Origin of the sequence: Isoptericola sp. NPDC056573, from assembly GCF_042793335.1 — a bacterium.
Taxonomy (GTDB): Bacteria; Actinomycetota; Actinomycetes; order Actinomycetales; family Cellulomonadaceae; genus Isoptericola.
Genome location: NZ_JBHTUY010000015.1, coordinates 34,958 through 61,738 on the forward strand (window position 1 = coordinate 34,958; position 26,781 = coordinate 61,738).

At 75.0% G+C, this 26,781-nt stretch carries 24 protein-coding genes; 19 read left to right on the forward strand and 5 right to left on the reverse strand.

Annotated features, from left to right (window positions below; genetic code table 11):
- Window positions 1-207: 207 nt before the first annotated feature.
- On the reverse strand, window positions 208-1,041 hold the full coding sequence (locus tag ACFQ8E_RS20070) for a DUF5926 family protein (RefSeq protein ID WP_430552326.1): 834 nt from the start codon (window positions 1,039-1,041) through the stop codon (window positions 208-210).
- Between the two features lie 63 nt (window positions 1,042-1,104).
- Here ACFQ8E_RS20070 and ACFQ8E_RS20075 point away from each other — a divergent pair, with 63 nt between their 5' ends.
- The 4 genes from ACFQ8E_RS20075 (at window position 1,105) to ACFQ8E_RS20090 (ending at window position 4,163) form a co-directional block, all read left to right on the forward strand.
- Entirely contained in the window at window positions 1,105-2,472 is a 1,368-nt protein-coding gene (locus ACFQ8E_RS20075) for a CoA transferase (protein ID WP_430552327.1), read from the forward strand.
- A gap of 103 nt (window positions 2,473-2,575) precedes the next feature.
- Window positions 2,576-3,169, forward strand: a complete 594-nt coding sequence (locus ACFQ8E_RS20080; protein ID WP_430552328.1) for a molybdopterin-dependent oxidoreductase — start codon at window positions 2,576-2,578, stop codon at window positions 3,167-3,169.
- The gene (locus tag ACFQ8E_RS20085; protein ID WP_430552329.1) at window positions 3,166-3,876 is read left to right on the forward strand and encodes an FAD-binding oxidoreductase; all 711 of its coding nucleotides are present in this window, start codon (window positions 3,166-3,168) and stop codon (window positions 3,874-3,876) included. The genes ACFQ8E_RS20080 and ACFQ8E_RS20085 overlap by 4 nt, the downstream gene beginning before the upstream one ends.
- Window positions 3,876-4,163, forward strand: a complete 288-nt coding sequence (locus tag ACFQ8E_RS20090; protein WP_430552330.1) for a DUF6510 family protein — start codon at window positions 3,876-3,878, stop codon at window positions 4,161-4,163. The genes ACFQ8E_RS20085 and ACFQ8E_RS20090 overlap by 1 nt, the downstream gene beginning before the upstream one ends.
- A 37-nt stretch (window positions 4,164-4,200) precedes the next feature.
- Here the strand turns inward: ACFQ8E_RS20090 and ACFQ8E_RS20095 are convergent, their stop codons facing one another.
- From ACFQ8E_RS20095 to ACFQ8E_RS20105, 3 genes are all read right to left on the reverse strand, one after another.
- Window positions 4,201-5,151 carry a Ppx/GppA phosphatase family protein gene (locus ACFQ8E_RS20095; protein ID WP_430552331.1) on the reverse strand — a complete coding sequence of 317 codons (951 nt, stop codon included), beginning with the start codon at window positions 5,149-5,151 and terminating at the stop codon, window positions 4,201-4,203.
- A 104-nt stretch (window positions 5,152-5,255) separates the two neighbouring features.
- Complete coding sequence (locus ACFQ8E_RS20100) at window positions 5,256-5,630, reverse strand: SHOCT domain-containing protein (protein WP_430552332.1); 375 nt, start codon at window positions 5,628-5,630, stop codon at window positions 5,256-5,258.
- Window positions 5,631-5,818: 188 nt separating this feature from the next.
- The gene (locus ACFQ8E_RS20105; RefSeq protein ID WP_430552333.1) at window positions 5,819-7,252 is read right to left on the reverse strand and encodes a glutamyl-tRNA reductase; all 1,434 of its coding nucleotides are present in this window, start codon (window positions 7,250-7,252) and stop codon (window positions 5,819-5,821) included.
- A gap of 49 nt (window positions 7,253-7,301) precedes the next feature.
- Here ACFQ8E_RS20105 and hemE point away from each other — a divergent pair, with 49 nt between their 5' ends.
- The 7 genes from hemE (at window position 7,302) to ACFQ8E_RS20140 (ending at window position 15,097) form a co-directional block, all read left to right on the forward strand.
- Complete coding sequence (hemE, locus tag ACFQ8E_RS20110) at window positions 7,302-8,456, forward strand: uroporphyrinogen decarboxylase (RefSeq protein ID WP_430552334.1); 1,155 nt, start codon at window positions 7,302-7,304, stop codon at window positions 8,454-8,456.
- Window positions 8,453-9,958, forward strand: a complete 1,506-nt coding sequence (locus ACFQ8E_RS20115) for a protoporphyrinogen/coproporphyrinogen oxidase (RefSeq protein ID WP_430552335.1) — start codon at window positions 8,453-8,455, stop codon at window positions 9,956-9,958. Before hemE ends, ACFQ8E_RS20115 begins: the two co-directional genes overlap by 4 nt.
- Before the next feature lie 237 nt (window positions 9,959-10,195).
- Complete coding sequence (hemC, locus tag ACFQ8E_RS20120; protein WP_430552336.1) at window positions 10,196-11,284, forward strand: hydroxymethylbilane synthase; 1,089 nt, start codon at window positions 10,196-10,198, stop codon at window positions 11,282-11,284.
- Window positions 11,281-12,153: a uroporphyrinogen-III synthase gene (locus tag ACFQ8E_RS20125; RefSeq protein WP_430552337.1), complete on the forward strand. Its 873-nt coding sequence runs from the start codon at window positions 11,281-11,283 to the stop codon at window positions 12,151-12,153. The genes hemC and ACFQ8E_RS20125 overlap by 4 nt, the downstream gene beginning before the upstream one ends.
- 56 nt (window positions 12,154-12,209) lie before the next feature.
- A complete protein-coding gene (hemB, locus tag ACFQ8E_RS20130) occupies window positions 12,210-13,175 on the forward strand; it encodes a porphobilinogen synthase (protein WP_430552370.1) in 966 nt (321 codons plus the stop codon).
- On the forward strand, window positions 13,163-14,521 hold the full coding sequence (gene hemL / locus ACFQ8E_RS20135; RefSeq protein ID WP_430552338.1) for a glutamate-1-semialdehyde 2,1-aminomutase: 1,359 nt from the start codon (window positions 13,163-13,165) through the stop codon (window positions 14,519-14,521). Before hemB ends, hemL begins: the two co-directional genes overlap by 13 nt.
- Window positions 14,522-14,581: 60 nt before the next feature.
- Window positions 14,582-15,097 carry an isochorismatase family protein gene (locus ACFQ8E_RS20140; RefSeq protein ID WP_430552339.1) on the forward strand — a complete coding sequence of 172 codons (516 nt, stop codon included), beginning with the start codon at window positions 14,582-14,584 and terminating at the stop codon, window positions 15,095-15,097.
- A 15-nt stretch (window positions 15,098-15,112) separates the two neighbouring features.
- Here the strand turns inward: ACFQ8E_RS20140 and ACFQ8E_RS20145 are convergent, their stop codons facing one another.
- A complete protein-coding gene (locus ACFQ8E_RS20145; protein WP_430552340.1) occupies window positions 15,113-15,673 on the reverse strand; it encodes a TetR/AcrR family transcriptional regulator in 561 nt (186 codons plus the stop codon).
- 152 nt (window positions 15,674-15,825) lie between these two features.
- Here ACFQ8E_RS20145 and ACFQ8E_RS20150 point away from each other — a divergent pair, with 152 nt between their 5' ends.
- The 8 genes from ACFQ8E_RS20150 to ACFQ8E_RS20185 all read left to right on the forward strand — a co-directional run bounded on the left by ACFQ8E_RS20150 (window position 15,826) and on the right by ACFQ8E_RS20185 (window position 26,603).
- Window positions 15,826-17,646, forward strand: coding sequence for an ABC transporter ATP-binding protein (locus tag ACFQ8E_RS20150; RefSeq protein WP_430552341.1), 1,821 nt, complete (start codon window positions 15,826-15,828; stop codon window positions 17,644-17,646).
- 112 nt (window positions 17,647-17,758) lie between these two features.
- Window positions 17,759-18,889, forward strand: a complete 1,131-nt coding sequence (locus ACFQ8E_RS20155; protein WP_430552342.1) for a LacI family DNA-binding transcriptional regulator — start codon at window positions 17,759-17,761, stop codon at window positions 18,887-18,889.
- A gap of 160 nt (window positions 18,890-19,049) precedes the next feature.
- Window positions 19,050-20,711: an ABC transporter substrate-binding protein gene (locus ACFQ8E_RS20160; RefSeq protein WP_430552343.1), complete on the forward strand. Its 1,662-nt coding sequence runs from the start codon at window positions 19,050-19,052 to the stop codon at window positions 20,709-20,711.
- A gap of 87 nt (window positions 20,712-20,798) precedes the next feature.
- Window positions 20,799-21,779 carry an ABC transporter permease gene (locus tag ACFQ8E_RS20165; protein ID WP_429730146.1) on the forward strand — a complete coding sequence of 327 codons (981 nt, stop codon included), beginning with the start codon at window positions 20,799-20,801 and terminating at the stop codon, window positions 21,777-21,779.
- 5 nt (window positions 21,780-21,784) lie between these two features.
- Window positions 21,785-22,753: an ABC transporter permease gene (locus ACFQ8E_RS20170; protein ID WP_430552344.1), complete on the forward strand. Its 969-nt coding sequence runs from the start codon at window positions 21,785-21,787 to the stop codon at window positions 22,751-22,753.
- On the forward strand, window positions 22,750-24,444 hold the full coding sequence (locus tag ACFQ8E_RS20175; RefSeq protein WP_430552345.1) for an ABC transporter ATP-binding protein: 1,695 nt from the start codon (window positions 22,750-22,752) through the stop codon (window positions 24,442-24,444). Before ACFQ8E_RS20170 ends, ACFQ8E_RS20175 begins: the two co-directional genes overlap by 4 nt.
- Entirely contained in the window at window positions 24,441-25,358 is a 918-nt protein-coding gene (locus ACFQ8E_RS20180; protein WP_430552346.1) for an alpha/beta fold hydrolase, read from the forward strand. The genes ACFQ8E_RS20175 and ACFQ8E_RS20180 overlap by 4 nt, the downstream gene beginning before the upstream one ends.
- A 69-nt stretch (window positions 25,359-25,427) precedes the next feature.
- On the forward strand, window positions 25,428-26,603 hold the full coding sequence (locus ACFQ8E_RS20185) for a glycoside hydrolase family 1 protein (RefSeq protein WP_430552347.1): 1,176 nt from the start codon (window positions 25,428-25,430) through the stop codon (window positions 26,601-26,603).
- The last annotated feature ends 178 nt before the right edge of the window (window positions 26,604-26,781 follow it).

Consider the following 26,781-nt stretch of genomic DNA (forward strand, 5'->3'; position numbering starts at 1 on the left):
GGCGGTCCGCCGGCGTGCTGTGCGGTGCCCCCTTGGGGGAATCACCGGGGATCAGAAGAGCAATCTTTTCCTGAGAAACTGTACTCCCCCGGAACGCCCGACCTAGGGTCAAGAAACGGTGTCGACCGGGACGGTCCGTGAAGATCGTGCGGAGCCCGCGACGTCGCGGGGTACCGCCGGCGACCGAGGCCGCCGGGCGGCGCCGCGTCAGCGCAACGTCACCTGTCGGGAGACGATACCGGCCCGGGCCCGTCGCTCGTTCGCGTCCAGCGGCTCGGTGACCGCGAGCGCCTCCTCGAGCCTGCCCGCGAGCTCCGCCACCGGCTCCTCCAGCTCCGCCGCCTCGGTGCCGCGCGGCAGCTCCCAGACCGGCACCACGAGCCCGCAGGCGCGGAACATCCCGAGGAACTTGCCGCCCACGAGACCCGACTCGCGGCGCGCGTGCAGCCGCGCGATCGCGTCGACGACGGCATCCTCGTCCTCCGTGCGCGCCCAGCGCAGGAACTCGCGCGACATCCGGCACCAGTACGCCGCGGGGACCGAGGCCAGCTTCACGGTGGGGATGGACGACTCCGCCGCCTCGTCGAGGGACTCGCGGATCTCGTCCGTCATCTGCGTGCCGGCGTCGATCCAGTAGTCGTAGCCGTCGTGCACGGTCACCTCGAACGGGACCTCGAGGTCGAGCACGTCCTGGAGGCGCGGGTCGTCGTCCGCCGGGGCCGGCAGGTCCTCGGGCAGCACGCCCGAGCCGGGCTCGGCGGCGAGCGCCGCGAGGAGCGCGGCGGCCAGGTCGCGGCTGAGGTCGTCGGACGCGCCCAGGCCCTGCAGCGCGAGCAGCACCGTGCCGTCCTCGCGGTGCAGCGCGCACCAGCCGCCGGGCAGGACGGTCGTGACGGTGACGTCGCTCCCGCCGTGGTCGGCGGTCGTGCGCGCCGTGGCCGTGGCGGACGGCACGACCTCGCGCAGCGCGACCCAGTCGGCCTCCCCGGGAAGACCCTCGAACGGACGCAGGACAGGGGCGGTCGCAGAGCTCTTGGCCATGCCCGCGATCCTATCGGCCCGGCCACCCCCTCCGCCCTCGCCGGGCGTGGGTACGGTGACGGGATGGAGCCGTGGCGCCGCCTCGTGGCGGACTACCGGGCAGGCCTCGGCGACGGCGCCCCGCCCGACGACGACGTCCCGCCGCTCGACGGCGCGCGGGACGCCTGGCTCGCCGCCACGCTGCCCGCCCTGGACCTGGCGCTGGGGTCGGTCGCGGCCCTCGCCTCGGCCGCCCGACGCGCGGGCGCGACGGGCCCGCTGGTGGAGCGGGGGCCGGCGCCGGCCCGGGTCGCGGCGTCGTTCGGTTCCGACCGGCTGCTGCGGCTCGACGGGCGACCCGTCCCGGGGTTCGCGCCGCTGTCCGGCTTCTTCCGCACCCGCGACGGCTGGGTGCGCACGCACGCCAACTACCCGCACCACCGGGCCCGGCTGCTACACCTGCTCGGCATGCCCGACGGCACAGGCCGCGACGCCCTCGCGGCCCGGCTCGCGGACGCCTCCGCCGCGGCGCTGGAGGACGATGCCGCCGCCGCGGGTGCGATCGCCGTCCGCGTGCGCGCCGAGCCGGAGTGGCGCGCGTCCGCGCCCGGCCGGGCCGCGGGGCGAGGGCCCCTGGTGCGGACGGAGGCGCGCGACGACGTCGTCGCACGACCCGCCGTCCTCCCGGGCGGGGCCACGCCGCTCGCGGGCGTGCGCGTGCTCGACCTCACCCGGGTCATCGCCGGCCCCGTCGCCACCCGGGCGCTGGCCGCGCTCGGTGCCGACGTGCTGCGCGTCGACCCGCCCGTGCCCGCCGAGATCCGCCACCAGCACCTCGACGTCGGGCAGGGCAAGCGCACCACCCTGCTCGACCTGCGCGACCCCGGCGACCGCGAGCGCGCGCAGGCGCTGCTCGACGACGCCGACGTGCTCGTCACCGGCTACCGTCCCGGCGCGCTCGACCGGTTCGGGCTCGTGCCACCGCCCGGGGCCGTCGTCGCGCACGTGTCCGCCTGGGGCGACGCCGGGCCGTGGGCGCACCGGCGCGGCTTCGACTCGATCGTGCAGGCGGCGTCGGGCGTCGCGCTGCTCGAGTCCGCGGACGGCGTCGCTCCCGGCGCGCTGCCCGCGCAGGCGCTGGACCACGCGACGGGCTACCTGCTCGCCGCCGGCGTCGTGGACGCGCTCGTCGCCCGCGGCGCCGACGGGCGCGGCCGCGACGTCGCGGCGGCGCTCGCACGCACCGCCGCGTGGCTGCTCGACGCCGACCCCCGGGCCCCCGGGTCCCCGCCGGCCGCCGAGCCCGGCCCGGAGTCGGTCGTGAGCCACGGCCGCCGACCGCGCGTCACGACCGCCCGCCCCGCGCTGCCCGGCCACGACGACCACCCGGCGCCGGCGCGCCCGTGGGGCGCCGACCACGCCGCGTGGTCGACAGGACCCGCGCGCGGATGATCCTCACCCGCGGCACGTGCGAGACGGCCGCGCCTCTGGTCTGATCGGACCAGCACCGGCCGACCGACACCGCAGGGCCGGGCACCCGCGAGAGGGGACGTCGATGGGCATCGTCACGCGGGGCTTCGGGGGCCGGCGCCCCGAGCCCGAGCACCAGGTCCCGCCGGGGCAGTTCGTCACGGACGACTTCCCCGTGCTGTCGGCGGGGCCGACCCCGAACGTGGACGAGTCCCGCTGGGAGCTCACCGTCCGCACCGAGACGGGCGAGGGCGTCTCGTGGACGTGGGAGCAGCTGATGGCGCTGCCGGCCGAGGACGTCGTGACCGACATCCACTGCGTCACGCACTGGACCAAGCTCGGCACCACCTGGCGCGGCGTCTCCCTGGACACCCTGCTGGCCGACGTCGAGACCAGCGCGGAGTTCGTCATGGCGCGCTCGTACGGCGGGTACACGACGAACGTGCCGCTCCAGGACCTGCTCGACGGGCAGGCATGGGTGGCGTTCGAGTTCGAGGGCGAGCCGCTGGAGCCGGTGCACGGCGGGCCGGCCCGGCTCCTGGTGCCGCACCTGTACTTCTGGAAGAGCGCCAAGTGGCTGCGCGGCCTCGACCTCATGGACGACGACGACCTGGGCTTCTGGGAGCAGAACGGCTACCACGCCTACGGCGACCCCTGGCTCGAGCAGCGGTACGCGTGAGCTGGCACGTCGCGACGGTCGTCGGCGCACGACCGCTGACGCGCACGGCCCGCGCCCTGACCCTGTCGGCGCCGGGGTTCGTCGGCGCGCTGCCCGGCCAGCACGTCGACCTGCGGCTCACCGCCCCCGACGGCTACCAGGCCACCCGCGCCTACTCCCTCGCCGAGACGGGGCACGACGAGCGGGTCGACCTCGTGGTGGACGAGGTGCCCGACGGCGAGGTGTCGCCCTACCTCGTCCGCGACGCCCGGCCGGGAGACCAGCTCGAGGTGCGCGGCCCGCTCGGCGGGTACTTCGTGTGGCACGACGCCGACACCGCCCCGGTGCTGCTCGTGGCCGGCGGGTCCGGCGTCGTGCCGTTCCTCGCGATGCTGCGCGCCCGGCGCAGCACCGGGCGCCGGGCGCCGTTCCGCCTCGTGTGCTCGGTGCGCACGCCCGCCGACGCGATCGAGCGCGGGGAGGTCGACACCCCCGACCGGGGGTTCGACGTGCGCTGGGTCTTCACCCGCGAGGCCCCGCCGGGCTGGCCGGCGCCGCCGCGCCGGATCACGACCGACGACCTCGTCGCCCCGGGCTTCGGGCCCGCCGACGGCACCTCCGTGTTCGTCTGCGGCCCCACCGGCTTCGTGGAGGCGGCGGCCGGGCTGCTCACCGGCCTCGGGCACCCGCCCGACCGGGTCCGCACCGAGCGTTTCGGAGGTGCCTGATGTCGTCCCCCGAGCCGACCCTCCCCGACGGGCCCGCCCTCGACGGGTCGGCCCTGGCCGGCGCGCTGAGCGAGGTCTACGCCTTCGAGACCACGCGCGCCGTCGTGCGCTGCGCGAGCTGCGGGCACACCGACGTCCTCGCCCGCACCACCGTGCACCTGTCCGCGATGGGCGGCGTCGTGCGCTGCGCGACCTGCGCCGCCGTCCTGCTCGTCGTCGTCGAACGCCCCGACGGGGTCCGCGTGTCGGCGTCCGGCGCGGCATGGGTGCAGGGCCCCTCCCGCTGATCCCGGCCCTGCCGACGGGCGCCCGCAGGTCGGGCGCCTACAGGTGGTCGAGCCACTGCAGCACGGCGCCCTCGCGCAGCGCCCACGGGCAGATCTCGACCTCGTCGACGCCGAGCGCGCGCATGGTCTCCTCCGCCACGACCGCGCCGCCGACGATCTGGTACGTGCGCTCGGGCGTCACGCCCGGCAGCGCGGTGCGTCCCTCGGCGGTGAGGCGAGCCAGGCGCGGCACCCAGTCCGCGAGCTGGACGAGGCGCATCCGCCACCGGTCGTCCGGGCCGACGGCCTCCACCTGCATGCCGGCCAGCCGCGCGAGCGAGCGGAACGTCTTCGACGTCGCGACCACGTGGTCGGGCGCCGGCACGGTGGCGAGCCGGTCGACGACGGGCGCCAGCAGCGCGCGGGCGTGCACGCGCAGGGCCTGCACCTGCTCGGGCGGGGGCGGGTCGTCGGGCAGGTACTCGCGCGTGGTCCGTCCGGCGCCGAGCGGCACGGACGCGGCGAGGTCCGGCTCTTCGTCGACGCCGGACGCGATCTCCAGCGAGCCGCCGCCGACGTCGAGCACCAGCAGCCGCCCGGCCGCCCACCCGTGCCAGCGGCGGGCGGCGAGGAACGTGAGCCGGGCCTCGTCCTCGCCGGAGAGCACCACCACCTCGCGGCCCACCCGCCCGGCGATCTCGGCGAGCACCGCGGCACCGTTGGCCGCGTCCCGGAGTGCGGAGGTCGCCATCGGCAGCAGCTCGTCGACCGCCGACTCGCGCGCGAGCTCCATGACGTCGTCGACGGCCGCCAGCATCGCCCGCCGCCCCTCGTCGGACAGCGCGCCGTCGGCGTCGAGATAGCGCATCAGGCGCACGGTGATCTTGCGCTCCGCGTGCGGCACGGGCCGCACGCCGTACCGGGCGTCCAGCACGAGCAGGTGCACCGTGTTGGAGCCGATGTCGATCACGCCGAGGCGGGGCGCCGGGGCCGGGGCTGCGCTGCTCATGGCAGCCGAGCGTAGCGGCGCGGTCGGACACCGGGACCCGCGCACGACGACGCCCGGTCCCGCGGGGCGGGGCCGGGCGTCGTGAGCCGGTCAGCGGTGGGCGGTCAGGAGAGGGCCTTCGCCTTGAGGCGCTCGTACTCCTCGGGCGTGATCGTGCCCTCGTCGAGCAGCTTCTTCGCCGACGAGATGTGCTCGGCCGGGGAGCCCGCCACCTCCCGGATGTACGCGTCGGTGCCGGCCTTGGCCTCCTTCACCGCCGCGAGCTGACGCTCCGACATCCCCCGGCCGCGGGCGATGAGGTAGATCAGCGCGGTGATCATCGGCACGAAGATCAGGAAGACGACCCACACCGCCTTCCACCAGCCCGACAGGTCCCGGTCGCGGAACAGGTCGGTGAGGATCTGGAAGAGGACGATCAGGTAGGCCACGAACAGGAAGATCCAGACGAGGTACCAGAAGAAGTCCCAGAAGGTGTCCATGTTCAGCGCGTCCTTTCGAAGGCGGTTCCCACACCGTCGACGGCCGACAGGGGCGGCCAGGTGCCCGCTTTCGGCACGCTAGTGCTGACATGCCGGACGCGCGCGCTGAAACAGGGTGATCTGGGCCCCCACCCGGCGAACCGGGCTCTGTGGGAGGTTCGCGACAGTGCTGCGTCGGAACGGGACCGTCAGCGGCGACCGGTGCGCTCGGCGCCCTCGACGAGCTCCTCGGCGCCCGCCACGACGGCGGCCTCCTCGGCCCGCGCCCGGGCCAGCGCGTCCGCGCGCACGGCCACGATCTCGCCGTGCAGGGCGGCGTGCACCCGCCTGCGGACGTCGCGCGCGATGGCGTCGACGTCGGCCTCGTCGGGGGTCCCGCCGCGTGCCGCGAGCTCGGTCGTGAGGCGGTCGACCGCCGCGTCGACCTCGCGCCGGACCTCGACCTCCGCCGCGTCGAACAGGGCCACGACGGCGGCGTCCGCCGCGCGGCCCAGGCGGGTCTCCTCGAAGCCCGCGGCCGCGTCGTCCACGATCCGGCGGGCCCGGTCGACGACGTCCGCGGCGGTGGCCGGGGCGTGCGCCTTGAGCGTGCCGAGGTCGTACAGCAGCACGCCCTCGACGTCCGCGACGCGCGGGTCCACGTCGCGGTGCAGCGCCAGGTCGAGCACCACCAGGGGGCGCGGCTCCGGCTCGTCGCCCGCGGCGGCCGCGGCCCGCTCCCGCGAGCGCACCACGGCGGCCGCGTCGAGCACGTACTCCAGGGACGCCTCGGCCTGCCCGTCCGCGACGCCGCCCGAGGGCCGGCGGCCGCGCGCGCCCGAGCACGAGACCACGAGGTCGGCGTCGGCGAGCGCCTCGACCAGGTCCGGCGCCGCCACGACGTCGTGGCCCGCCGCGAAGGCCTCGGCGCGGCCGGAGCGCGAGTACACCCGCACGTCGTCGCAGCCGCGGGCGCGCAGGGCCGCCACCGACGCCCCCGCGTACGAGCCCGTGCCGATGAGCACCGTCCGCACGCCCCGCCACGACCCGTCCTGGTCGGCACGGCCGCCCGGGACGTCCCGGCCAGCGGAGCCCGGGACGACGTCCCGCCCGGCGAGGTCGAGGCCGAGCGACACGACGGACCGCCCTGCGGCGCCGAGCTCCGTCCGCGTGCCGACGCGCTTCGAGGTGCGCGACGCCGTCTGGAACAGCAGCTCGAGGGTCTTGGACGTGGTGCCGTCCGTCCGGGCCTCGGAGAGGGCGCGCTTCACCTGCCCGGCGATCTCCCGCTCCCCCACGACCATCGAGTCCAGCCCCGCGGCCACGGTGAACAGGTGCGAGGTGACCTCCGGCCCGGTCCGGACCGTGAAGGAGTCCGCCGCGACCTCCTCGGACACCCCGGAGCCGGCGGCGACGAGCGCCGCGACGTGCCGCGTGGTGTGCCGCACGGCGTCGCCCTGCAGCGGCGCGTCGACGTCCAGGTAGAGCTCGAAACGGTTGCACGTGGAGATCACCACGGCGCCCTGCACCGGCCCGCACGACCCCACGGCGACGCGCCCGACGGAGCCGGACCCGGTGGACAGCCGCTCGAGCGCGTCCAGGTCCAGCTCGCGGTGCGAGGCGGTGAGAGAGAGGAGTACCACAGTGGCTCCACTTTAAGAGGGCCGAACAAGCGGGGCAGAATCATGAACCGTGACATCCCCCACGATCGCCCCCGAGCCCAGCCGCGAGACCCACCCGCTGCCCGCCGGCCACCCGCTGGTCGACGGCCGGACGACGCGCTCCCCGCTGGTGCGTGCCCTGCGGGGCGAGCGTCCGGACGTGACCCCCGTGTGGTTCATGCGGCAGGCGGGCCGCTCCCTGCCCGAGTACCGCGAGGTCCGTCAGGGGGTAGGGATGCTCGACTCCTGCCTCCGGCCACCGCTCGCCGCGGAAATCACCCTCCAGCCCGTGCGCCGCCACCACGTGGACGCCGCCGTCTTCTTCAGCGACATCGTCGTGCCGCTGCGGCTCGCGGGCGTGGACGTGGACATCAAGCCCGGGGTGGGGCCCGTGATGGACCAGCCGTACCGCACGGCCGAGGACGTCGCCCGGCTCACGTCGCGCACGCTCGACGACGGCGCGCTCGCCCCCATCGCGGAGGCCGTGCGCCTCACCGTGGCCGAGCTGGGGGACGTGCCGCTGCTCGGGTTCGGCGGCGCGCCGTTCACGCTCGCCGCCTACCTGGTCGAGGGCCGGCCGTCGCGCGACCACCTCGCCGCCCGCACCCTCATGCACGCCGACCCGGAGACGTGGGCCCGCCTCACCGCCTGGACCGCCGAGCTCACCGGCCGGTTCCTGCGCACGCAGGTGCTCGCCGGCGCCTCGGCCGTGCAGCTCTTCGACTCCTGGGCGGGCTCCCTGTCCCTGGCCGACTACACCGCGCACGTGGCGCCGTCGTCGACCGCCGCGCTGGCGCACGTCGCCGACCTGCGTCTCCCCGGCGACGACGGCGGCCTCCCGGCCATCCACTTCGGCACCGGCACCGGGCACCTGCTGCCGGCGCTGCGCGACGTGCTCGACGCCGCCGGCGTCACGCACCCCGCGGTCGGCGTGGACTACCGCACCCCGCTGGACGAGGCCGCCGCCCTGCTCGCCGACCACCCGCGCGGCGCCGTCCCCGTGCAGGGCAACATCGACCCCGCGCTGCTGGGCGCCCCGTGGCCGGTGCTCGAGGCGCACGTGCGCGACGTCGTCGCGCGCGGCGCCGGGGCCCCCGGGCACGTGGTCAACCTCGGCCACGGCGTGCCGCCGGACACCGACCCCACCGTGCTCACGCGCGTCGTCGAGCTGGTGCACGCGCTGTGACGCCCCTCCCGCCGCTCGGCGCCCCCGACGACGTGCCCTCCGGCCGGCCCGCCCGGCCGCCCGAGCACGTCGACGCGGTGGTGGTCGGCGGCGGGATCGGCGGGCTCGTCGCGGCCCGCACCCTCGTCCACCGCGGCCTGCAGGTGGTGCTGCTCGAGGCGTCCGACCGCGTGGGCGGGCCCGTGCGCGGCGGCGCGTTCGGCTCGCTGCCCGTGCGCCTCGACCTCGGCGCCGAGTCGTTCGCGGCGCGCGGCACCGCCGTCACGGACCTGGCCGAGGAGCTCGGGCTGGACGTCGTGAGCCCGGCCCCGCTGTCCGCGTGGGGGTACGCCGCGGGTCACGCCTTCCCGCTGCCGAAGGCCGGCGTGCTCGGCATCCCCTCCGTGCCGTGGGCGCCCGACGTCCGCCGCGCGATCGGCAGGCCCGGCGTCGCACGAGCGGCCTTGGACCGCGTGCTGCCGCGGTTCGTCGCCGACACCACGGACCTCGGGACGCTGGTGCGGTCCAGGCTCGGACGGCGCGTGGCCGACCGGCTCGTCGCGCCCGTCGCCACCGGGGTGCACTCGGCGCCGCTCGACCGCCTCGACGTGGCCGCCGTCGCACCCGGGCTGCTCGACGCGTTCGCGCGCACCGCGTCGCTGTCGCGCGCCGTCGGGGAGCTGCGGGCGGCCGCGCCCGCCGGGTCCGCCGTGCGCGGCATCGACGGCGGCATCCACGCGATCGTCGAGGCCCTCACCGGTGAGATCGCCGCGAGCGCCGAGGAGTTCGCCGACTCCCCGCGCACCGACGCGACCGGCCCGATCCACGCGGCCGTGCGCGTGGGGCAGCAGGTCGACGGCGTGGAGCGGGTCGGCGCGGACTGGCAGGTCACCACGACCGTCGGCGACACCGTGCGCGCGCCGCGGCTGGTCGTGACGACGCCGCAGGTCGCACCTCTGCTGGCCCCGTGGGTGACGGCTCCGGGCGCGGTCGGGCCGGGGTCCGTGCCCGCGCCGACGCCGGAGGCCGGCGCCGACATCTGGCTCGCGACGCTCCTGCTCGACGCGCCCGAGCTCGACGACGCCCCGCGCGGCTCCGGGCTCCTCGTCGCACCCGACGGCGCCGGGGCGGACGAGGTGCGCGCCAAGGCGCTGACGCACGCGACCGCGAAGTGGCCGTGGCTGGCCGACCGCGTGCGCGCCGTGGCCGGGCCGGGGGTGCACGTGGTGCGGCTGTCGTACGGCCGGATCGGCACCGCGACCGAGCCGCCGTCGGCCGACGAGGCCGCCCGCGACGCGTCCGCGCTGCTCGGCGTCGACCTCACCGACCGGGTCCGCGACCACCTGCTGCAGCGCTGGGCCGGCTCCCTCCCCCCGCCCACCCCCGACTACCGCGCGCAGGTCGGCGCCTTCACCGCCGCCGTCGGGCACACGCCGGGGCTGGCCGTGACCGGCGGCTGGGTGGCCGGTACCGGCCTCGCGGCGATCGTCGCGCACGCGCAGGCCGCCGTCGCCGCCCTCTGACCCGCGACCTGTCAGGACGGGCCCGGGGTATCCCGGGCGCGGGTCCTGACGGGTCGCCCGCACCTCAAGCTGTCAGGATGAGCGCGCGGTGTGCCCGGCGCACATCCTGACAACGCGGGGGCGGTGGTGACGCATCGTCATGACCCGGCGTCATGACGACGGGAGAAGCGTGTGAGATCGGCCTCCGGGCCGCCCGGGAGTTGTCCACAGGCCGTGCCGCTGCGCGACACTGGACCGGTGAGCACCCCCGAGACCGCCCCCGCCCCGCTGCGCCTCGGCACCCGCGGCAGCGCCCTCGCGACGACGCAGTCCGGCCTGGTCGCGCGCCGGCTGGAGGAGCTGCTGGGCCGGCCGGTCGAGCTGGTGCGCATCCGCACGGAGGGCGACGTGAAGACGGGCTCGCTCGCCTCGCTGGGCGGCACGGGCGTGTTCGTCACCGCGCTGCGGGAGGCGCTGCTCGACGGGCGCTGCGACGTGGCCGTGCACTCGCTCAAGGACCTGCCGACGGCGCAGCCCGCCGAGCTCACGATCGTCACCCCGGAGCGGGAGGACCCGCGCGACGCGCTGTGCGCCCGCGACGGCCTCACGCTCGACACCCTGCCCCGAGGCGCCCGCGTCGGCACCGGATCCCCGCGCCGGGCGGCGCAGGTGCAGGCCGCGCGGCCCGACGTCGAGCTGGTGGACATCCGCGGCAACGTCGAGACCCGCCTGGCCCGCGCGCTCGGCCCGGACGCCGACCTCGACGCCGTCGTGCTCGCGCTCGCCGGCCTGTCCCGGCTGGGCCGCACCGAGGTGGTCTCGCAGGCGCTCGACCCGGTCGTCGTGGCCCCCGCCCCCGGGCAGGGCGCCCTCGCCGTCGAGGCCCGCACCGCCGACCTGGCGCCCGGCACCCCCCTGGCCGACGCGTTCGCCGCCCTCGACCACCGCCCGACGCGGCTCGCGGTGCTGGCCGAGCGCGCGGTGCTCGCGCGGCTCGAGGCCGGGTGCGCGGCGCCGGTCGGCGCGCACGCCCGCGTCGAGGCGGGCGAGCTGCAGCTCACCGCCGTCGTCGCGCGCGTCGACGGGACCGAGCAGCTCACGCACAGCGCGTCGGCGGCCCTCGCCGCGGACGCCGGCCCCCGCGACCGGGCCACGCAGGACGACGCCGCGACCGCCCTGGGCGTCCGCGTGGCCGAGTCGCTGCTCGCCGACGGCGCGGCCCGCCTCGCGCCGCTGGTGGGCGGCACGGGCGAGCCCCGCACCGCGGAGGACGACGACGTCGCGCCGCGGTCCGACGTCGAGCCCCTGCACACCCCCACCGGCACCGACGACCCGGAGGGCGCGTGACCGCCGAGGACGCCACCCCCGCCACCTCGCCCCCGGCGAGGTCCGTCCTCGTGGCGCGCGCGCCGGAGCGCGGCGCCGGCCTCGTGGCACGGCTGCGCGACCTGGGGCTGGAGGTCGTCGCGGCCCCCGTGATCGAGCGCGCGCCGGCGGACGACCTCGCCCCGCTCGACGACGCCGTCCGCGGCCTGGCCCGGGGCGCCTACGTCTGGGCGGTCGTGACCAGCGTCAACGCCGTCGACGCGCTCGCCGACGCCGCCGCCCGGACCGGCACGAGCCTCGCGGAGACCCCCGCGCGATGGGCCGCCGTCGGGCCCGCGACGACCCGTGCCCTCGCCGCGGTCGGCGTCACGACCGACCTCGTGCCCGAGGACGACGCCACCGCCGCCGGCCTGGTCGCGGCGTTCCCCGACCCGGCAGTCACGGACCCGGAGACACCGGCCGTGCTGCTGCCGCTCGGCGACCTCGCCCGCCCGACCCTCGACGACGGGCTCGCCGACCGCGGCTGGGCGCCGCACGTCGTGACGGCGTACCGCACCGTGCGCCACGCGCTGCCCACGGACCTCGCGGAGCGCGCCCGCGCCGGCGGCTTCGACGTCGTCGTCGTCTCGTCCGGCTCCGTGGCGCGCGAGATCGCCGCGCAGGCGGGCACCGGCACGCCCGTCGTCGCCATCGGCACGCCCTCGGCCGACGCCGCCCGCGACGCCGGGCTGCACGTCGCCGCGGTCGCGGCGCACCCCACCGACGAGGCGCTCGCCGCCGCCGTCGAGCGGGCGCTGTCAGGGCTCGCACCGTCAGACCCGGCACTGTCAGACACTCGGCCCACGGGAACGAACCGTGCGCCCGACACCTCAGCGAAGGAGCACCCGTGAGCACCTCGGGCACCGGCATCGTGTACCGACCGCGCCGCCTGCGCACCACCCCCCGGATGCGGCGCCTGGCCGCCGAGACCCGCCTGCACGCGGCGGACCTCGTGCTGCCGCTGTTCGTCAAGGAGGGCCTGGCCGAGCCCGCGCCGATCACGTCGATGCCCGGCCAGGTGCAGCACACCGAGGCCACGCTGCGCGACGCCGTCGCCGACGCGGCACGCGCGGGCCTGGGCGGCGTCATGCTGTTCGGCATCCCCGCCGAGCGCGACGCGACGGGCACTGCCGGCGACGACCCCGACGGGATCCTCCAGCGCGGCATCCGCGTCGCGCGCGAGGCCGTCGCCGCCGTCGAGGCGGAGGCTCCAGCGGGCTCGTCCGGGCGCCCGGGCCCCGTCGTCATGGCGGACACGTGCCTGGACGAGTTCACCGACCACGGCCACTGCGGCGTGCTCGCCGCCGACGGCTCCGTGGACAACGACGCGACCCTCGACCGGTACGCGGCGATGGCCGTCGCCCAGGCGCGGGCGGGCGCGGAGGTCGTGGCGCCCTCCGGGATGATGGACGGCCAGGTCGCCGTCATCCGGGACGCGCTCGACGACGCGGGCTTCGACCAGGTGAGCATCCTCGCCTACAGCGCCAAGTACGCGAGCGCGTTCTACGGCCCGTTCCGCGAGGCCGTCGACAGCTCCCTCCAGGGCGACCGCCGCACGTACCAGATGGACGCCGCCAACGCCCGCGAGGGCCTGCGCGAGGCGGACCTCGACCTCGCCGAGGGCGCGGACATGGTCATGGTGAAGCCGGCCGGGACGTCGCTCGACGTGCTGCGCTCCGTCGCGGACCGGTCGGACGTGCCGGTCGCGGCGTACCAGGTCTCGGGCGAGTACGCGATGATCGAGGCGGCCGCCGCGAACGGCTGGATCGACCGGAAGGCCGCCGTGCTCGAGTCCGTGACCGCCATCAAGCGCGCCGGCGCCGACGTCGTCCTCACCTACTGGGCCAACGAGATCGCGGAGTGGATCAAGTGACCGCCAGCACGCACACCACCGACAACCGCGCCGCGTTCCTGCGCGCCCAGGCCGCCATCCCCGGGGGCGTGAACTCCCCCGTCCGGGCGTACGGCTCGGTGGGCGGCGACCCGCGGTTCCTCGCGAGCGCGCGCGGCCCGTACGTCACGGACGTCGCGGGGCGCGAGTACGTGGACCTCGTCTGCTCGTGGGGGCCGGCGCTGCTGGGCCACGCGCACCCCGAGGTCGTCGCGGCCGTGCAGGACGCCGCGGCGCGCGGCCTGTCGTTCGGCGCGCCCACGGTGGCCGAGGTGGAGCTCGCGGAGGAGATCCGCCGCCGGGTGCCCGTCGCGGAGCGCGTGCGCCTCGTCTCCACGGGCACCGAGGCGACGATGACGGCCGTCCGCCTGGCGCGCGGCGTCACCGGTCGCCCGCTCGTCGTGAAGTTCGCCGGCTGCTACCACGGCCACGTCGACGCGCTGCTGGCGGAGGCCGGGTCGGGCGTCGCGACGCTCGCCATGCCGGGCACCGCCGGGGTCACCGAGGCGTCGGCGGCCGAGACCCTCGTGCTGCCGTACAACGACCTCGCCGCCGTCGAGGCCGCGTTCGCGCAGCACGGCTCGCGCATCGCCGCCGTCATCACCGAGGCCAGCCCCGCCAACATGGGCGTGGTGCCCCCGGCCGAGGGGTTCAACGAGGGGCTGCGGCGCGTCACGCGCGCGCACGGCGCCCTGTTCGTCATGGACGAGGTGCTCACCGGCTTCCGCGTCGGCCCGTCCGGCTGGTGGGGGCTGGAGAACGCCCGGATCCGTCGCGAGGGCGGCGAGGGGTACACGCCCGACCTGATCACCTTCGGCAAGGTCGTGGGCGGCGGCATGCCCGTGGCGGGGCTGGGCGGCCCGGCGTCGATCATGGACCAGCTCGCCCCCACCGGACCCGTCTACCAGGCGGGCACGCTCTCCGGGAACCCGGTGGCCGTCGCCGCCGGCCTCACGACGCTGCGCCTGGCCGACGACGGCGTCTACGCGCGGGTCGACGCCGTCGCGGACACGATCGCCACCGCGCTCGGCGACGCCCTGTCCGCCGAGGGCGTGGAGCACCGGGTGCAGCGCGCCGGCTCCCTCTTCTCGACGTTCTTCGGGCCGTTCGCCGCCGCCGAGGGCGTCCGCGACTACGCGCAGGCCCAGGCGCAGGAGGCGTACCGCTACCGCGCGCTGTTCCACGCCCTGCTCGACGCGGGCGTCAACCTGCCGCCGTCGGTCTTCGAGGCGTGGTTCGTCTCCGCCGCGCACGACGACGCCGCCGTGAACCGCATCCTCGACGCCCTGCCGGCCGGCGCCCGCGCCGCCGCGGCGGCGACCGCCTGACCGACGGTGGACACGACTCCGGCGCCCCGGTCGACCGCGACCGGGCGGACCGTGCTGCTGGTGATCGACCTGCAGGTCGGGGTGCTCGACGGGTGCCTCGACGCCGACGGCGTCGTGCGCCGCACGGCCGCGCTGGTGGACCGCGCACGCCGTGCGGGCACCCCGGTGGTGTGGGTGCAGGACCACGGCGACCTGCCCGAGGGCACCCCGGGCTGGCAGCTCGCCGCGCCCCTCGAGCGAGCCCCCGGCGAGCCCCTGGTGCGCAAGGCGTACCGCGACGCGTTCGCGGGCACGGATCTCGACGTCGTGCTGCACGACCTCGCCGCGACGCGCCTCGTCGTCGCCGGGGCGCAGTCCGACTACTGCATCCGGACCACCACGCAGGCCGCCGCCGCCCGCGGTCTCGACGTCACCCTGGTGAGCGACGCCCACACGACGACCGACGCCGTGTGGGAGGGCGTCGCCGTCCCCGCCGAGCACATCGTCGCCCACACGACCCTGTACTTCTCCGGGCTGCGGTACCCGGGCCGCTCGCACGGCGTCGCCCCGCACGACCAGGTCGCGCTGCACGGCTGACCGCGCGGGGGCCCGTCAGGGGGCGAGCGCCTTGTCCACCGTGCGCATCAGCTGCTGCACGACGTCGTGGCGCGACTCGTGGCCCTCGCGCAGCGTCTCCCAGGCCAGGTAGAGCTGCGCCCAGATCGTGCCGATCACCCACGCCGGGCTGAGCTCGGGGTCGAGGCTGCCGTCGGCGCGCCCGCGCTCGACCAGCGCGACCATCGGGTCGTCGTCCGCGCACCCGTCGGCGGGGCCGTCGGGCACCACCTCGGTGAACAGCAGCGTGAGGTGGTCGCCGAGCAGCAGGTACTCGGGGCAGAGCCGGCGCAGCGCCTCGCGGGCGGTGCCCTGGTCGAGCCGGGCGCGGTCGTGGGCCTCCTCCAGCCGCGCCGCGGTCTCGGCGCCGACGGCCTCGAGCAGGTCGGAGCGCTCGGGGAAGTAGCGGTGCAGCGTGGTGCGGCCGACCCCTGCGGCGTCGGCGACCTGCCCGAGGGCCACCCCGGGGTCGCGCGCGAGCTGGGTCACCGCGGCCTCGACGATCGCTCGGCGCGTGCGCGCGCGGGCTCCCGTCTCGACGTCCTGCACCTCCGTCATGCGGCGAACGCTACACCCGCGGAATGGAATAGTGCTTGACCGGGTTGGAACACTCGTGTTCCACTTTGGAATCCGGCCGACCGCAGCGAACCGCCGCCAGTAGCGTCAACCAGGGTTGACGAGACCGAGGAGCGTCAACGATGGTTGACAGCATGACCGCCACCGCACCGCCGACCCCCGAGACGTCCGGCCGCGAGCGCCTGCGCATCCTGCTCGGCTTCGTGCGCCCGCACCGCCGCACCCTCGCGCTCGGGCTGGTGCTCGGCCTGCTGGCCACCGCGATGAGCCTCGCCACCCCGATGGTCACCAAGTGGGTGCTCGACACCCTGTCGACCGGCGCGTCGCTGGGCGGGCCGGTCGCCTGGCTGCTCGCGCTCATGGTCGTCGGTTCCGTCGTGGGGCTGTTCCAGTGGATCCTGCTGGGCCGCCTCGCGGAGGACGTCGTCTACGAGGCCCGGTCGTCAATCGTCACGCGCTACCTGCGGGCCAAGGTCGGCGCCATCACGTCCAAGCCGGCCGGCGAGCTCGTCACCCGGGTCACCTCCGACACCCTGCTGCTGCGCGAGGCGACGTCGAACAGCCTGGTCAGCCTCGTCAACGGGTTCATCTCGCTGGTCGGCACGCTCGTGCTCATGGCGGTCCTCGACCTCACGCTGCTCGGCTCCACCGTCGTGGCGATCGTCGTCGTGGCCGTCGCGATGGGCCTGCTCCTGCCCGGCATCGGCAAGGCGCAGCACCGCACGCAGGAGGCGGTGGGCCGCCTGGGCGGCGCCGTCGAGGGCGCGGTGCGCGCCGTGCGCACGGTCAAGGCCAGCGGGGCCGAGGAGCGCCAGGGGACGAAGATCCTCGGCGACGCGCGGGAGGCGCGGAAGCACGCGGTGACGGCGGTCAAGACCGAGGCGGTCGCGTGGACCGTCTCGTGGGGCGGCATCCAGCTCGCCATCATCGTGATCCTCGGTCTGGGCGCCTGGCGCGTCTCGCAGGACCTGCTCGCCGTCTCCAGCCTCGTGGCGTTCCTGCTCTACGCGTTCAACATCGTGGGGCCGATCTCGGAGCTCACCCAGGCGTTCACCACCCTCCAGTCCGGCCTCGCCGCGGCGGAGCGGATCCGGGAGGTCGGGACGATGGAGCTCGAGGAGGACGACGCCGCGCGCCCGGCCGTCGCGCCGCGCGCCGCGGGGGCCGCGCACCACGACGGCGACGACGACCGGGACCGACCGGCCAGGCCGGTCCTCGTGCTCGACGGCGTCACGGCGGGCTACGCCGAGGACACGCCGGTGGTGCACGACGTCACGCTCGAGGTGCCGCGCCGCGGGCACGTGGCGCTCGTCGGCCCCTCCGGGGCGGGCAAGACGACGCTGCTCTCGCTGCTGCTGCGCTTCCTCGAGCCGACCGGCGGCCAGGTGCGGCTCGACGGCGTGCCGTACCGCGACCTGACCCACGCGCAGGTGCGCGCCCGGTTCGCCTACGTGGAGCAGGAGACGCCGGTGGTGCCGGGCACCATCCGGGAGAACCTGCTGTTCAGCCGCCCCGACGCCACCGACGACGAGGTGCGCGCGGTGCTCGAGGCGGTGCGCCTGGCCGCCGACCTCGACGCCCTGCCCGACGGCCTGGACACCTCCCTGGTGTCGTCGGCCGTCTCGGGCGGGCAGCGGCAGCGGATCGCCCTGGCGCGCGCGCTGCTCAAGGAGCCGGACGTGCTGCTGCTCGACGAGGCGACGTCGCAGGTGGACGGCCTCACCGAGGCGGCGATCCACGACGCGATCCGCGCGCACACCCGGCACGGCGCCGTCGTGACCGTCGCGCACCGGCTGTCCACGGTGCTCGACGCCGACCGGATCCTCGTCATGGAGGGCGGCCGCGTGCGCGCGAGCGGCACCCACGAGGAGCTGCACGCCACGGACGAGCTGTACCGCGACCTGGTGGCGGCGCTGCGCATCGCCGTCGACGCCGAGCCCGCCCCCGCCGCCTGACAGCACCCGCGGCGGGGCGCTGACCGGCCGCGATGCCGGGATGTATGCGCAGTCACTATCGTGGGACCGCTCGCACGGCCGTGCGGGCGACGCATGCGGTCAAGGAGTTCCGGTGGCGAAGGCCCCCACGGTGTACGACGTCGCGCAGCGCGCGGGGGTCTCGATCGCGACGGTCTCACGGGTGCTGCGGCGCCCCGACGACGTGCGCGAGCGCACCCGCACGGTGGTGCACGAGGCGATCCGCGAGCTGGGTTACGTGCCGTCCGGAGCGGCACGCGGGCTGGCCGCGCGCTCGACGGGCGTGCTGGGCCTGTGCTTCCCCGACGTCGACGGCATCGACGAGGTCGCCGACCTGCCCGACCCGGTGCGGGTGGGCGAGGCGGTGGAGGTGGTGCGCGACGTCGGCGGCCCGGTGACCGCGCGGTGGAGCAACCTGTACCTGGGCGAGGTGATGCGCGGCGCGGAGCTGGAGGCGTGGCGCACCGGCCACGCGGTGATGATCGGCGTGGCGCGCGGGCTGCGCCGCGCGCAGGCGGTCAACGAGCTCGCCGGCCGCGTGGACGGCCTGGCGGTGCTGTCGAAGTCGGTGCCCGACGACCTGCTGGCGCACATCGCGCGCCGGGTCCCCGTCGTCGTGATGGCCGGTCCGCCGCAGGACGACGCCTACGACCACATCTCGGTGGACAACCGCGCGGGCACCCGCGCCCTGGTGGACCACCTGATCGCCGACCACGGCCTGCGCGACCTCGCGTTCGTGGGCGGGCCGTTCGACTCCCCCGACGCGCACGAGCGCTTCCAGGGCTTCCGCGACGCGCTCGCCGCGGCGGGGCTCGAGGTGCCCGACGAGCCGGCCGCCCGCAGCGACTTCACGCGGGCCGGGGCGCGCGACCTCGCCCGCACGATGCTCGCGGCCCACGTGACCGGCCGCGGCACGGGGACCACCGGGCACGCGCTCCCCCGCGCGCTGGTGTGCTCCAACGACCAGACGGCGCTCGGTTTCCTCGACGTGCTCACCGAGGCGGGCGTCGACGTCCCGGGCGACGTCGTCCTCACCGGGTTCGACGGCATCGACGCCACGCAGGCCTCGATCCCCCGGCTCACCACGGTGAGCCAGCCGATGGTCGAGCTCGGGCGCGCGGCGGTGGAGCTGCTCCGTACCCGGCTGGCCGACCCGTCGTCGCCGGCGGCCACGGTGAACCTGCCCGTGCGCGTGCTGCTGCGCGAGAGCTGCGGCTGCTCGTGACCCCTGCCGCCCGGGAGGGCCACGGAGCACGTCCGGGCCACTGGCCACACGGTTTGCCGCTCCGAAATGTATGCGCATACACTCGCCGGGACGTCGCACGCCGACCCCGGCGTGCGCGGGCCCTCACAGGAGAGGCCTCGACGAAGAGGAGTGGATGTCCATGACGCGCACAGCGCGCTCGGGGCGGCGCCTGGCCGCCATCGCGGCCACCGTCGCGGTGCTGGCCACGGCGGCCTGCTCGGCACCGGTGCAGAACAAGGGGGACGACGGCGCCGCTGGTGGCGCGACGTCGATGCTCATCGCGGCCGACAACGGCTCGCCGACGTTCGACCGGAACTTCAACCCGTACTCGTCCGGCAAGCGCAACACGACGACGTACATGTACGAGCCGCTGGTCATCATCAACGAGATGAGCGGCGAGGAGACCCCCTGGCTCGCCACGGGGTACGAGCAGCCCGACGCGAAGACCGTCGTCTTCACCATCCGTGACGGCGTGACGTGGTCCGACGGCGAGCCCCTCACCGCCGAGGACGTCAAGTACTCCTTCGACCTCGTCAAGAAGCACCCCGAGATGGACCTCAAGGGCGCGTGGTCGCACCTGAAGTCGGTCGAGGTGGACGGCACGACCGTCGTCGCGCACCTGCAGACCGAGGACGTCCCCGCCGCGAAGATCCTCGCCCAGCAGCTCATCGTGCCGGAGCACATCTGGTCCGAGGTCGACGACCCGGTCACCTGGACCAACGAGGAGCCCGTCGGGTCCGGCCCCTACACGCTCGGCGAGTTCACGCCGAACCAGTACACGCTGAAGAAGAACGCGTCGTACTGGCAGGCGGACAAGGTGGCCGTCGAGGAGCTCGTGCAGCCCGCCGCCAACTCCGAGCTGGACATCGTCAACAACGGCTACGACTGGGCCTACGCGTTCATGAGCGACGTCGAGGACACCTGGGTCAAGGCCGACCCCGAGAACAACACCTACTGGTTCCCGGCGGGCGCGGCGATCTCCCTCATCCCGAACATGACGAAGGCCCCGTACGACGACGTCGACTTCCGCAAGGGCATCGCGCTGGCCCTGGACAAGCAGGTCATCGCCGACAAGGCCGAGCAGGGCTACGTCGACCGGGCCAGCCAGACCGGCCTCATGCTGCCCAACCAGGAGGCGATCCTCGACACGTCGATCCCGAACCAGGGGTACATCGACCAGGACACGGACGCCGCCCTCGCGTCGTTCGAGAAGGCCGGGTACACGAAGAAGGGCGACAAGCTCGTCGACTCGTCCGGCAAGCCGCTGAAGATCACGATCACGACCCCGAACGGCTGGTCGGACTGGCTGCAGGGCGTCGAGCAGGTCAAGGGCCAGCTCACCGCGATCGGCATCGACGTCAGCGTCGTGCAGCCGCAGGCCGCCGCGTACCAGAAGGAGCTCCGCACGGGCGACTTCGACATGATCATGGGCACCGTCGGCGGCACCGGGCAGCCGTTCCAGGACTACAACGGCCTCATGGGCTCGGAGTTCCTGCTGCCCGTCGGCAAGACCTCCGCCGGCAACTTCGGCCGCTTCGAGTCGAAGGAGGCCGACGAGCTCCTCGCCGAGCTCAAGGTGACCACCGACGAGGCGAAGCAGCTCGAGATCACGCACCAGCTCGAGCAGATCACGTACGAGCAGCTGCCGATGATCGCCCTGTTCTACGGCGGCTCGTGGGGCCTGTTCTCGAACAAGAACTTCACCGGCTGGCCCAGCGCGGACGACCCCTACGCCTCCCCCAAGACGTGGGACTCCACCCCGCTGCTGATCCTCACGCACCTCCAGCCCGCCCAGGGCTGACCCCCGCGCGCCGGCCGGGCCCGACGACCGTCGTCAGGCCCGGCCGGCACCCCCTGCCCCACCGAACCGACCGACCCGGAGGCTCCGTTGCGCTACGCGCTCCGCAAGCTCGGCCTGCTGGTCCTCACGCTGTGGGCGGCGGTGACGCTGAACTTCGTCATCCCGCGCCTCATGCCCGGCTCCCCCGCTGACGCGGCCATCGCCAAGCTCGCCCAGAACGGCCCCGTGACGCCGTCGGTGCAGGCGGCGATCGAGGCCCAGCTCGGCGTGCCCGGCGGCAGCATCTGGGACCAGTACGTCACGTACCTGAACAACGTCATCCACCTCGACTTCGGGGTGTCGTACACCTTCTTCCCGCAGCAGGTCTCCGAGCTCGTGGCCGGCGCCCTGCCCTGGACGCTGATCATGGTCGGCGCCGTCACCGTCGTGGCGTTCGTGCTCGGCACCCTGATCGGCATCGGGGCGGCCTGGAAGCGCGGCACCTGGATGGACTCCCTGCCCACGGTGGCCGGCAGCTTCCTCTCCGCGTTCCCCTACTTCTGGACCGCGCTCCTCATCGTCTTCTTCCTCGGCTACGTGCTCGGCTGGTTCCCCACCTCGGGCGCCTACTCCGCCACCGCGGTGCCGAACCTGTCGTGGGAGTTCCTCGGCGACGTGCTGTACCACGCGGCCCTGCCCGCGGTGACGATCCTCATCACCTCGCTCGGCGGCTGGATCCTCGGCATGCGCAACACGATGATCAACACGCTCGGCGACGACTACGTGACGTTCGCCGAGGCCAACGGCCTGCGCGGCCGCACCGTCGCGATCCGCTACGCCGCCCGCAACGCGATCCTGCCGAACCTCACCGGCTTCGGCATGGCCCTCGGCGGCGTCGTCGGCGGGTCCCTGCTCGTGGAGCAGGTGTTCGCCTACCCCGGCGTCGGCTACCTGCTGTTCAACGCCGTCACCAACCAGGACTTCCCGCTGATGCAGGCGCTCTTCCTCATGATCACCGTGAGCGTGCTGCTCGCGAACTTCCTGGTGGAGATCCTCTACGGCGTCCTCGACCCCCGAACGAGGCGGTGACCCCGATGGCTGACCCGACCACCACGACCACCGCGACGATCCCGGACCCCGAGGGCCCCGCCCCCGAGTCCGTGCAGGGCCCCTCCCGGCCCGCCCGCACCCGCCTCGGCCGCACCGGCCAGGTGCTCGGCCGCGCGTTCGCGACCGTCTGGGCCAACCCCAAGGCCCGCGTGGGGCTCGTCATCCTGGGGATGTTCGTCCTCATGGCGATCTTCGCGCCCTTGCTCGCCCCGTACTCCCCGCACGACGACTCGTTCGCCCGCAACGAGCCCGGCAGCGCCGCGCACTGGCTCGGCACCACCGGCGCCGGCGAGGACGTGCTGTCCCAGGTGATCTACGGCGCCCGCGTCTCGCTGCTGGTCGGCTTCGTCGCCGGCGGCCTGTCGACGCTCGTCGCCGTCGTCATCGGCCTGTCGTGGGGCTACCTGCGCGGCTGGGGCAACGACGTCGTCAACTTCCTCGTCAACCTGTTCCTCGTGATGCCGGGCCTGCCGCTGATGATCATCATCGCGGCGTACCTGCAGAACGGCGGGCTGCCGATGATCATCCTGGTCGTCGTCATCACCGGCTGGGCCTGGGGCGCCCGCGTGCTGCGCTCGCAGACGCAGTCGCTGCGCTCGCGCGACTTCGTCACGGCGGCGATCTTCTCCGGCGAGAGCTCGGCCCGCGTCATCTTCCGCGAGATCCTGCCGAACATGACCTCGATGATCGCGGGGTCGTTCTTCGGCGCCGCGACGTCGGCGGTGCTCGCCGAGTCCGGCCTGTCGTTCCTCGGCCTGGGCGACATGGCCACCGTGAGCTGGGGCTCGATGATCTTCTGGGCCCAGAACTCGATGGCGATCCTCACCGGCCAGTGGATCCTCCTGTTCGCCCCGGGCCTGTGCATCGCGCTGCTGGCGACCTCCATGACCCTCGTGAACTTCGGCGTCGACGGGTTGTCCAACCCGCGCCTGCGGGAAGGGACCGGCCGATGAGCCTGCTCGAGATCCAGGACCTGTCCGTCGTCTACGAGCCCCGCGGGGCCACCCCGACGCACGCCGTCAAGAACGCGAACCTCACCCTGGAGCAGGGCGAGTTCGTGGGCCTGGTCGGCGAGTCCGGCTCCGGCAAGTCGACGCTCGGCTTCGCGATCACGCGGCTCGCCAAGGCCCCCGCGCGCATCTCCGGCGGGCGCATCGTGTTCGACGGCACCGACATCGCGCACCTGGACGCCGAGGAGCTGCGCGCGCAGCGCCGCGGCGGGTTCGCGATGGTGCTCCAGTCGGGCATGAACGCGCTCAACCCGGTGCGCAGCATCGCGAACCACTTCGGCGACATCTTCGCCGCGCACGGTCACGTGCCGAAGGGGAAGCGCCGCCAGCGCGCCGTCGAGCTGCTCGACAAGGTGCAGCTGCCCTCCACGGTGCTCGACCGCTACCCCGGCGAGCTCTCCGGTGGCATGCGCCAGCGCGTCTCGATCGCGCTCGCCCTGTCGCTCGAGCCGCGGCTGATGGTGTTCGACGAGCCCACCACGGCCCTCGACGTGCTGGTGCAGCACGCGGTCATGGACACCATCCGCGAGCTGCAGGCCGCGGAGGGCTTCACCGCCGTGCTCATCTCGCACGACCTCGGCGTGGTGCTGGAGTCGGCGGAGCGCGTCGTCGTCATGCACGACGGCGAGATCGTCGAGGACGGCGCGTCGCGGCAGATCTTCTCCGCGCCCGCCCACCCGTACACGCAGATGCTGCTGAGCCACTACGCCGACCCGCGGGCCGAGGTCGTGGAGCTGCCCGGCTTCGAGCGCAAGGCGCCGGCCGCCGGGCGCGCGAGCGGGGACGGCGAGGCCCGCCCCGGCGATCACGAGGGGCGGGCCGCCGCCCACGACGCGATCGTCGTGGACCACGTGTCGAAGGTGTACCCGCCGCCGCGCCGCGGCGAGCAGGCCGTCACCGCCGTCGACGACGTCTCGTTCCGGCTGGAGCCGGGGGCGGCGATGGCTCTGGTGGGCCAGTCGGGCTCCGGCAAGTCGACCATCGCGAAGATGGTCACCGGCGTGGAGCGGCCGACGTCGGGCACCGTGACCTTCGGCGACCTGCGGGTCGACCGGCTGCGCCGGCGCCGGCTCAAGACGCTGCACGCCGACGTCCAGATGGTCTTCCAGGACCCGTACTCGGCGCTCAACCCGCTGCACACCGTGGAGTACACGCTCACCCGGCCGGTGGAGAACTTCACCGCGCTCAAGGGCGAGGCCGCGCGCGAGCGCGTGCTGGAGCTGCTGGAGACCGTAGGCCTCACGCCCGTCGAGCAGTACGCGGCCAAGCTGCCGCATCAGCTGTCGGGAGGGCAGCGCCAGCGCGTCGTCGTCGCGCGCGCCCTGGCCTCGAACCCGCAGGTGCTCATCGCCGACGAGCCGGTCTCCATGCTCGACGTGTCGCTGCGCGCCGGCGTGCTCAGCCTGCTGGAGGACCTGCGCGCCGACCTCGGCGTCTCGCTGCTGTACATCACGCACGACCTGCTGTCGGCGCGCGTCGTGACCGACCAGATCATGGTGCTCCACCACGGCAGGGTCGTGGAGTCCGGCGGCACCACCCAGGTGCTGCGGTTCCCCGAGGACGCGTACACGACGCGGCTGCTGGACGCGATCCCGCAGCCCGCGCGCCGCTTCTCCGACGGGGCTGCGTCGTGACGGCGCCCGCCTCGACGGCCGTCCGGCCGGGCACGCCGTTCTCGGTGCTGCCGCTGCCGGACGGCGTCGAGCCGCTGGTGCTCGACGTGCCGGTGGGGCCGCTCACCGCGCTCCGGTCGGTCGTGCCGGCCGGCGTGGAGCGCCGCGCGGTGGCCCTGCTCGTGCCCGGGTTCACCGGGTCGCGGGAGGACCACCGGCTGCTGCTGCCGCTGCTGGCCGAGCGCGGCGTCGAGGCGTGGACGTACTCCCAGCGCGGGCAGGCCGACTCGGCCGCCCCGCGCGGGGTGGGCGCGTACCGCCGCGACGACTTCACGGGCGACGCGCTCGACGTCGCGGCCGTCGTGACCGCGGCGGCCGGGATCGAGCCCGGCGCCCTGCACCTGCTGGGGCACAGCTTCGGCGGCACGGTCGCGGCGGCCACCGTCGTGCGCGACGCCGCGCCGTTCGCCAGCCTGACGATGCTCTGCTCGGGCCCGCACGGCTGGCCCGGGCGCAAGGACGCCGAGCGCGACCGGCTGCTCGCCGCCGCCGGGCTGGTCGACCTGTGGACGCTCGACAACCCCGGGCTCGCCCGGCGGCTGGCCGAGGACCCGCAGGAGCTGGCCGACCTCGACGTCGACGCCCGCTTCCACCGGGACCGCTCGGTCGCGACCAGCGTGGACAACCTCCTGGGCGCCATCGACGTCCTCGCCGACGTCCGCGACGTCACGCCCGACCTGGCCGCCACCGGCCTGCCGGTGCTGGTCGCGCACGGCGTGGACGACGCCGCGTGGCCGCAGCCGTGGCAGCGCGCCATGGCCGAGCGGCTCACCGCCCGCTACGCCGTCGTCGACGGCGCCGGGCACCTGCCCAACGTCGAGAACCCCGCCGCGACGGCGGACCTCCTGGCCGGCTTCTGGACCACCACCCGCTGAACCACCACTCCGCGCCGGGCCGCCGCGCCCGCGCCTCTTTGCACCGCACCACAACGTAAGGACCATCCCGTGCTGCACTTCCCCGAGGGCTTCCGCTGGGGCGCCGCCACCGCGGCCCACCAGATCGAGGGCAACAACGTCTCCAGCGACTGGTGGGTGCGCGAGCACGCCGCCGGCACGTCGATCGTCGAGCCCAGCGGCGACGCCGCGGACAGCTACCACCGCTACCGCGAGGACATGACGCTCCTGCGCGACGCCGGCCTGGACACCTACCGCTTCTCCATCGAGTGGGCGCGGATCGAGCCCGAGGAGGGCTTCGTCTCCCGCGCCGAGATCGCGCACTACCGCCGCATGGTGGAGACGTGCCTCGAGCTCGGCATCACGCCGATGGTCACGCTCATGCACTTCACCGTGCCGCGCTGGTTCTACGAGGAGGGCATGTGGCGCTCGCCGAAGGCGGCCGACCGCTTCGCCCGCTTCACCGAGCTCGCCCTGCCGATCCTCGGGAACGACGTCGACTACGTCTGCACCATCAACGAGCCGAACATCGCCGCGATGATCGCGGGCGGCGAGGACCCGGCCAACCTGGTCGCGTACGGACTGCCCGACCCCGACCTCCAGGTCGCGGACACGCTGCTCGAGTGCCACACCCGCTCGCGCGAGATCCTCGCCGGCGTCGGCGGCATCAACTCGGGCTGGACCGTCGCGACGCAGGACTTCCAGCCGGAGCCCGGCTGCGAGGACGTGGCGCACGAGTACGGCCACCAGCGAGACGACTGGTACCTCGAGGCCGCCCGCGGCGACGACTGGGTGGGCGTCCAGGCCTACACCCGCACGATCATCGGCCCCGACGGCCCGCGCCAGGTGCCCGACGGCGTCGAGACCACGCTGACCGGCTGGGAGTTCTACCCCCTCGCCCTGGAGCACGGCGTCCGCGCCGCGTGGGAGAAGACCGAGGGCGTCCCCGTGTTCGTCACCGAGAACGGCATGGCGACCCAGGACGACGCGCGTCGCATCGACTACACCGAGGGCGCGCTGGCCGGCCTGCACTCCGCCATCTCCGACGGCGTCGACGTGCGCGGCTACCTGCACTGGAGCCTGCTGGACAACTACGAGTGGGCCTCCGGGTTCCGCCCGACCTTCGGCCTCGTCGAGTTCGACAAGGAGACGTTCGAGCGCCGCGCGAAGCCGTCGCTGGGCTGGCTCGGCTCCGTCGCACAGGCGAACGGCCTCACCGTCCGCTGACCTCCGCCGAGGTAGTTCCGTATCCCGCGGGGTAGTTCGCATCCTGGCGAGGTAGTCGACTACCTCGCGGGATCTCGAACTACCTCGGCAAGTCTCGAACTACCTCGCGGAATTCTGGACTACCTCGCGGCCGGCTGAACTACCTCGGCACGCCCGCCCCCGACGGAAGACTCTGCGC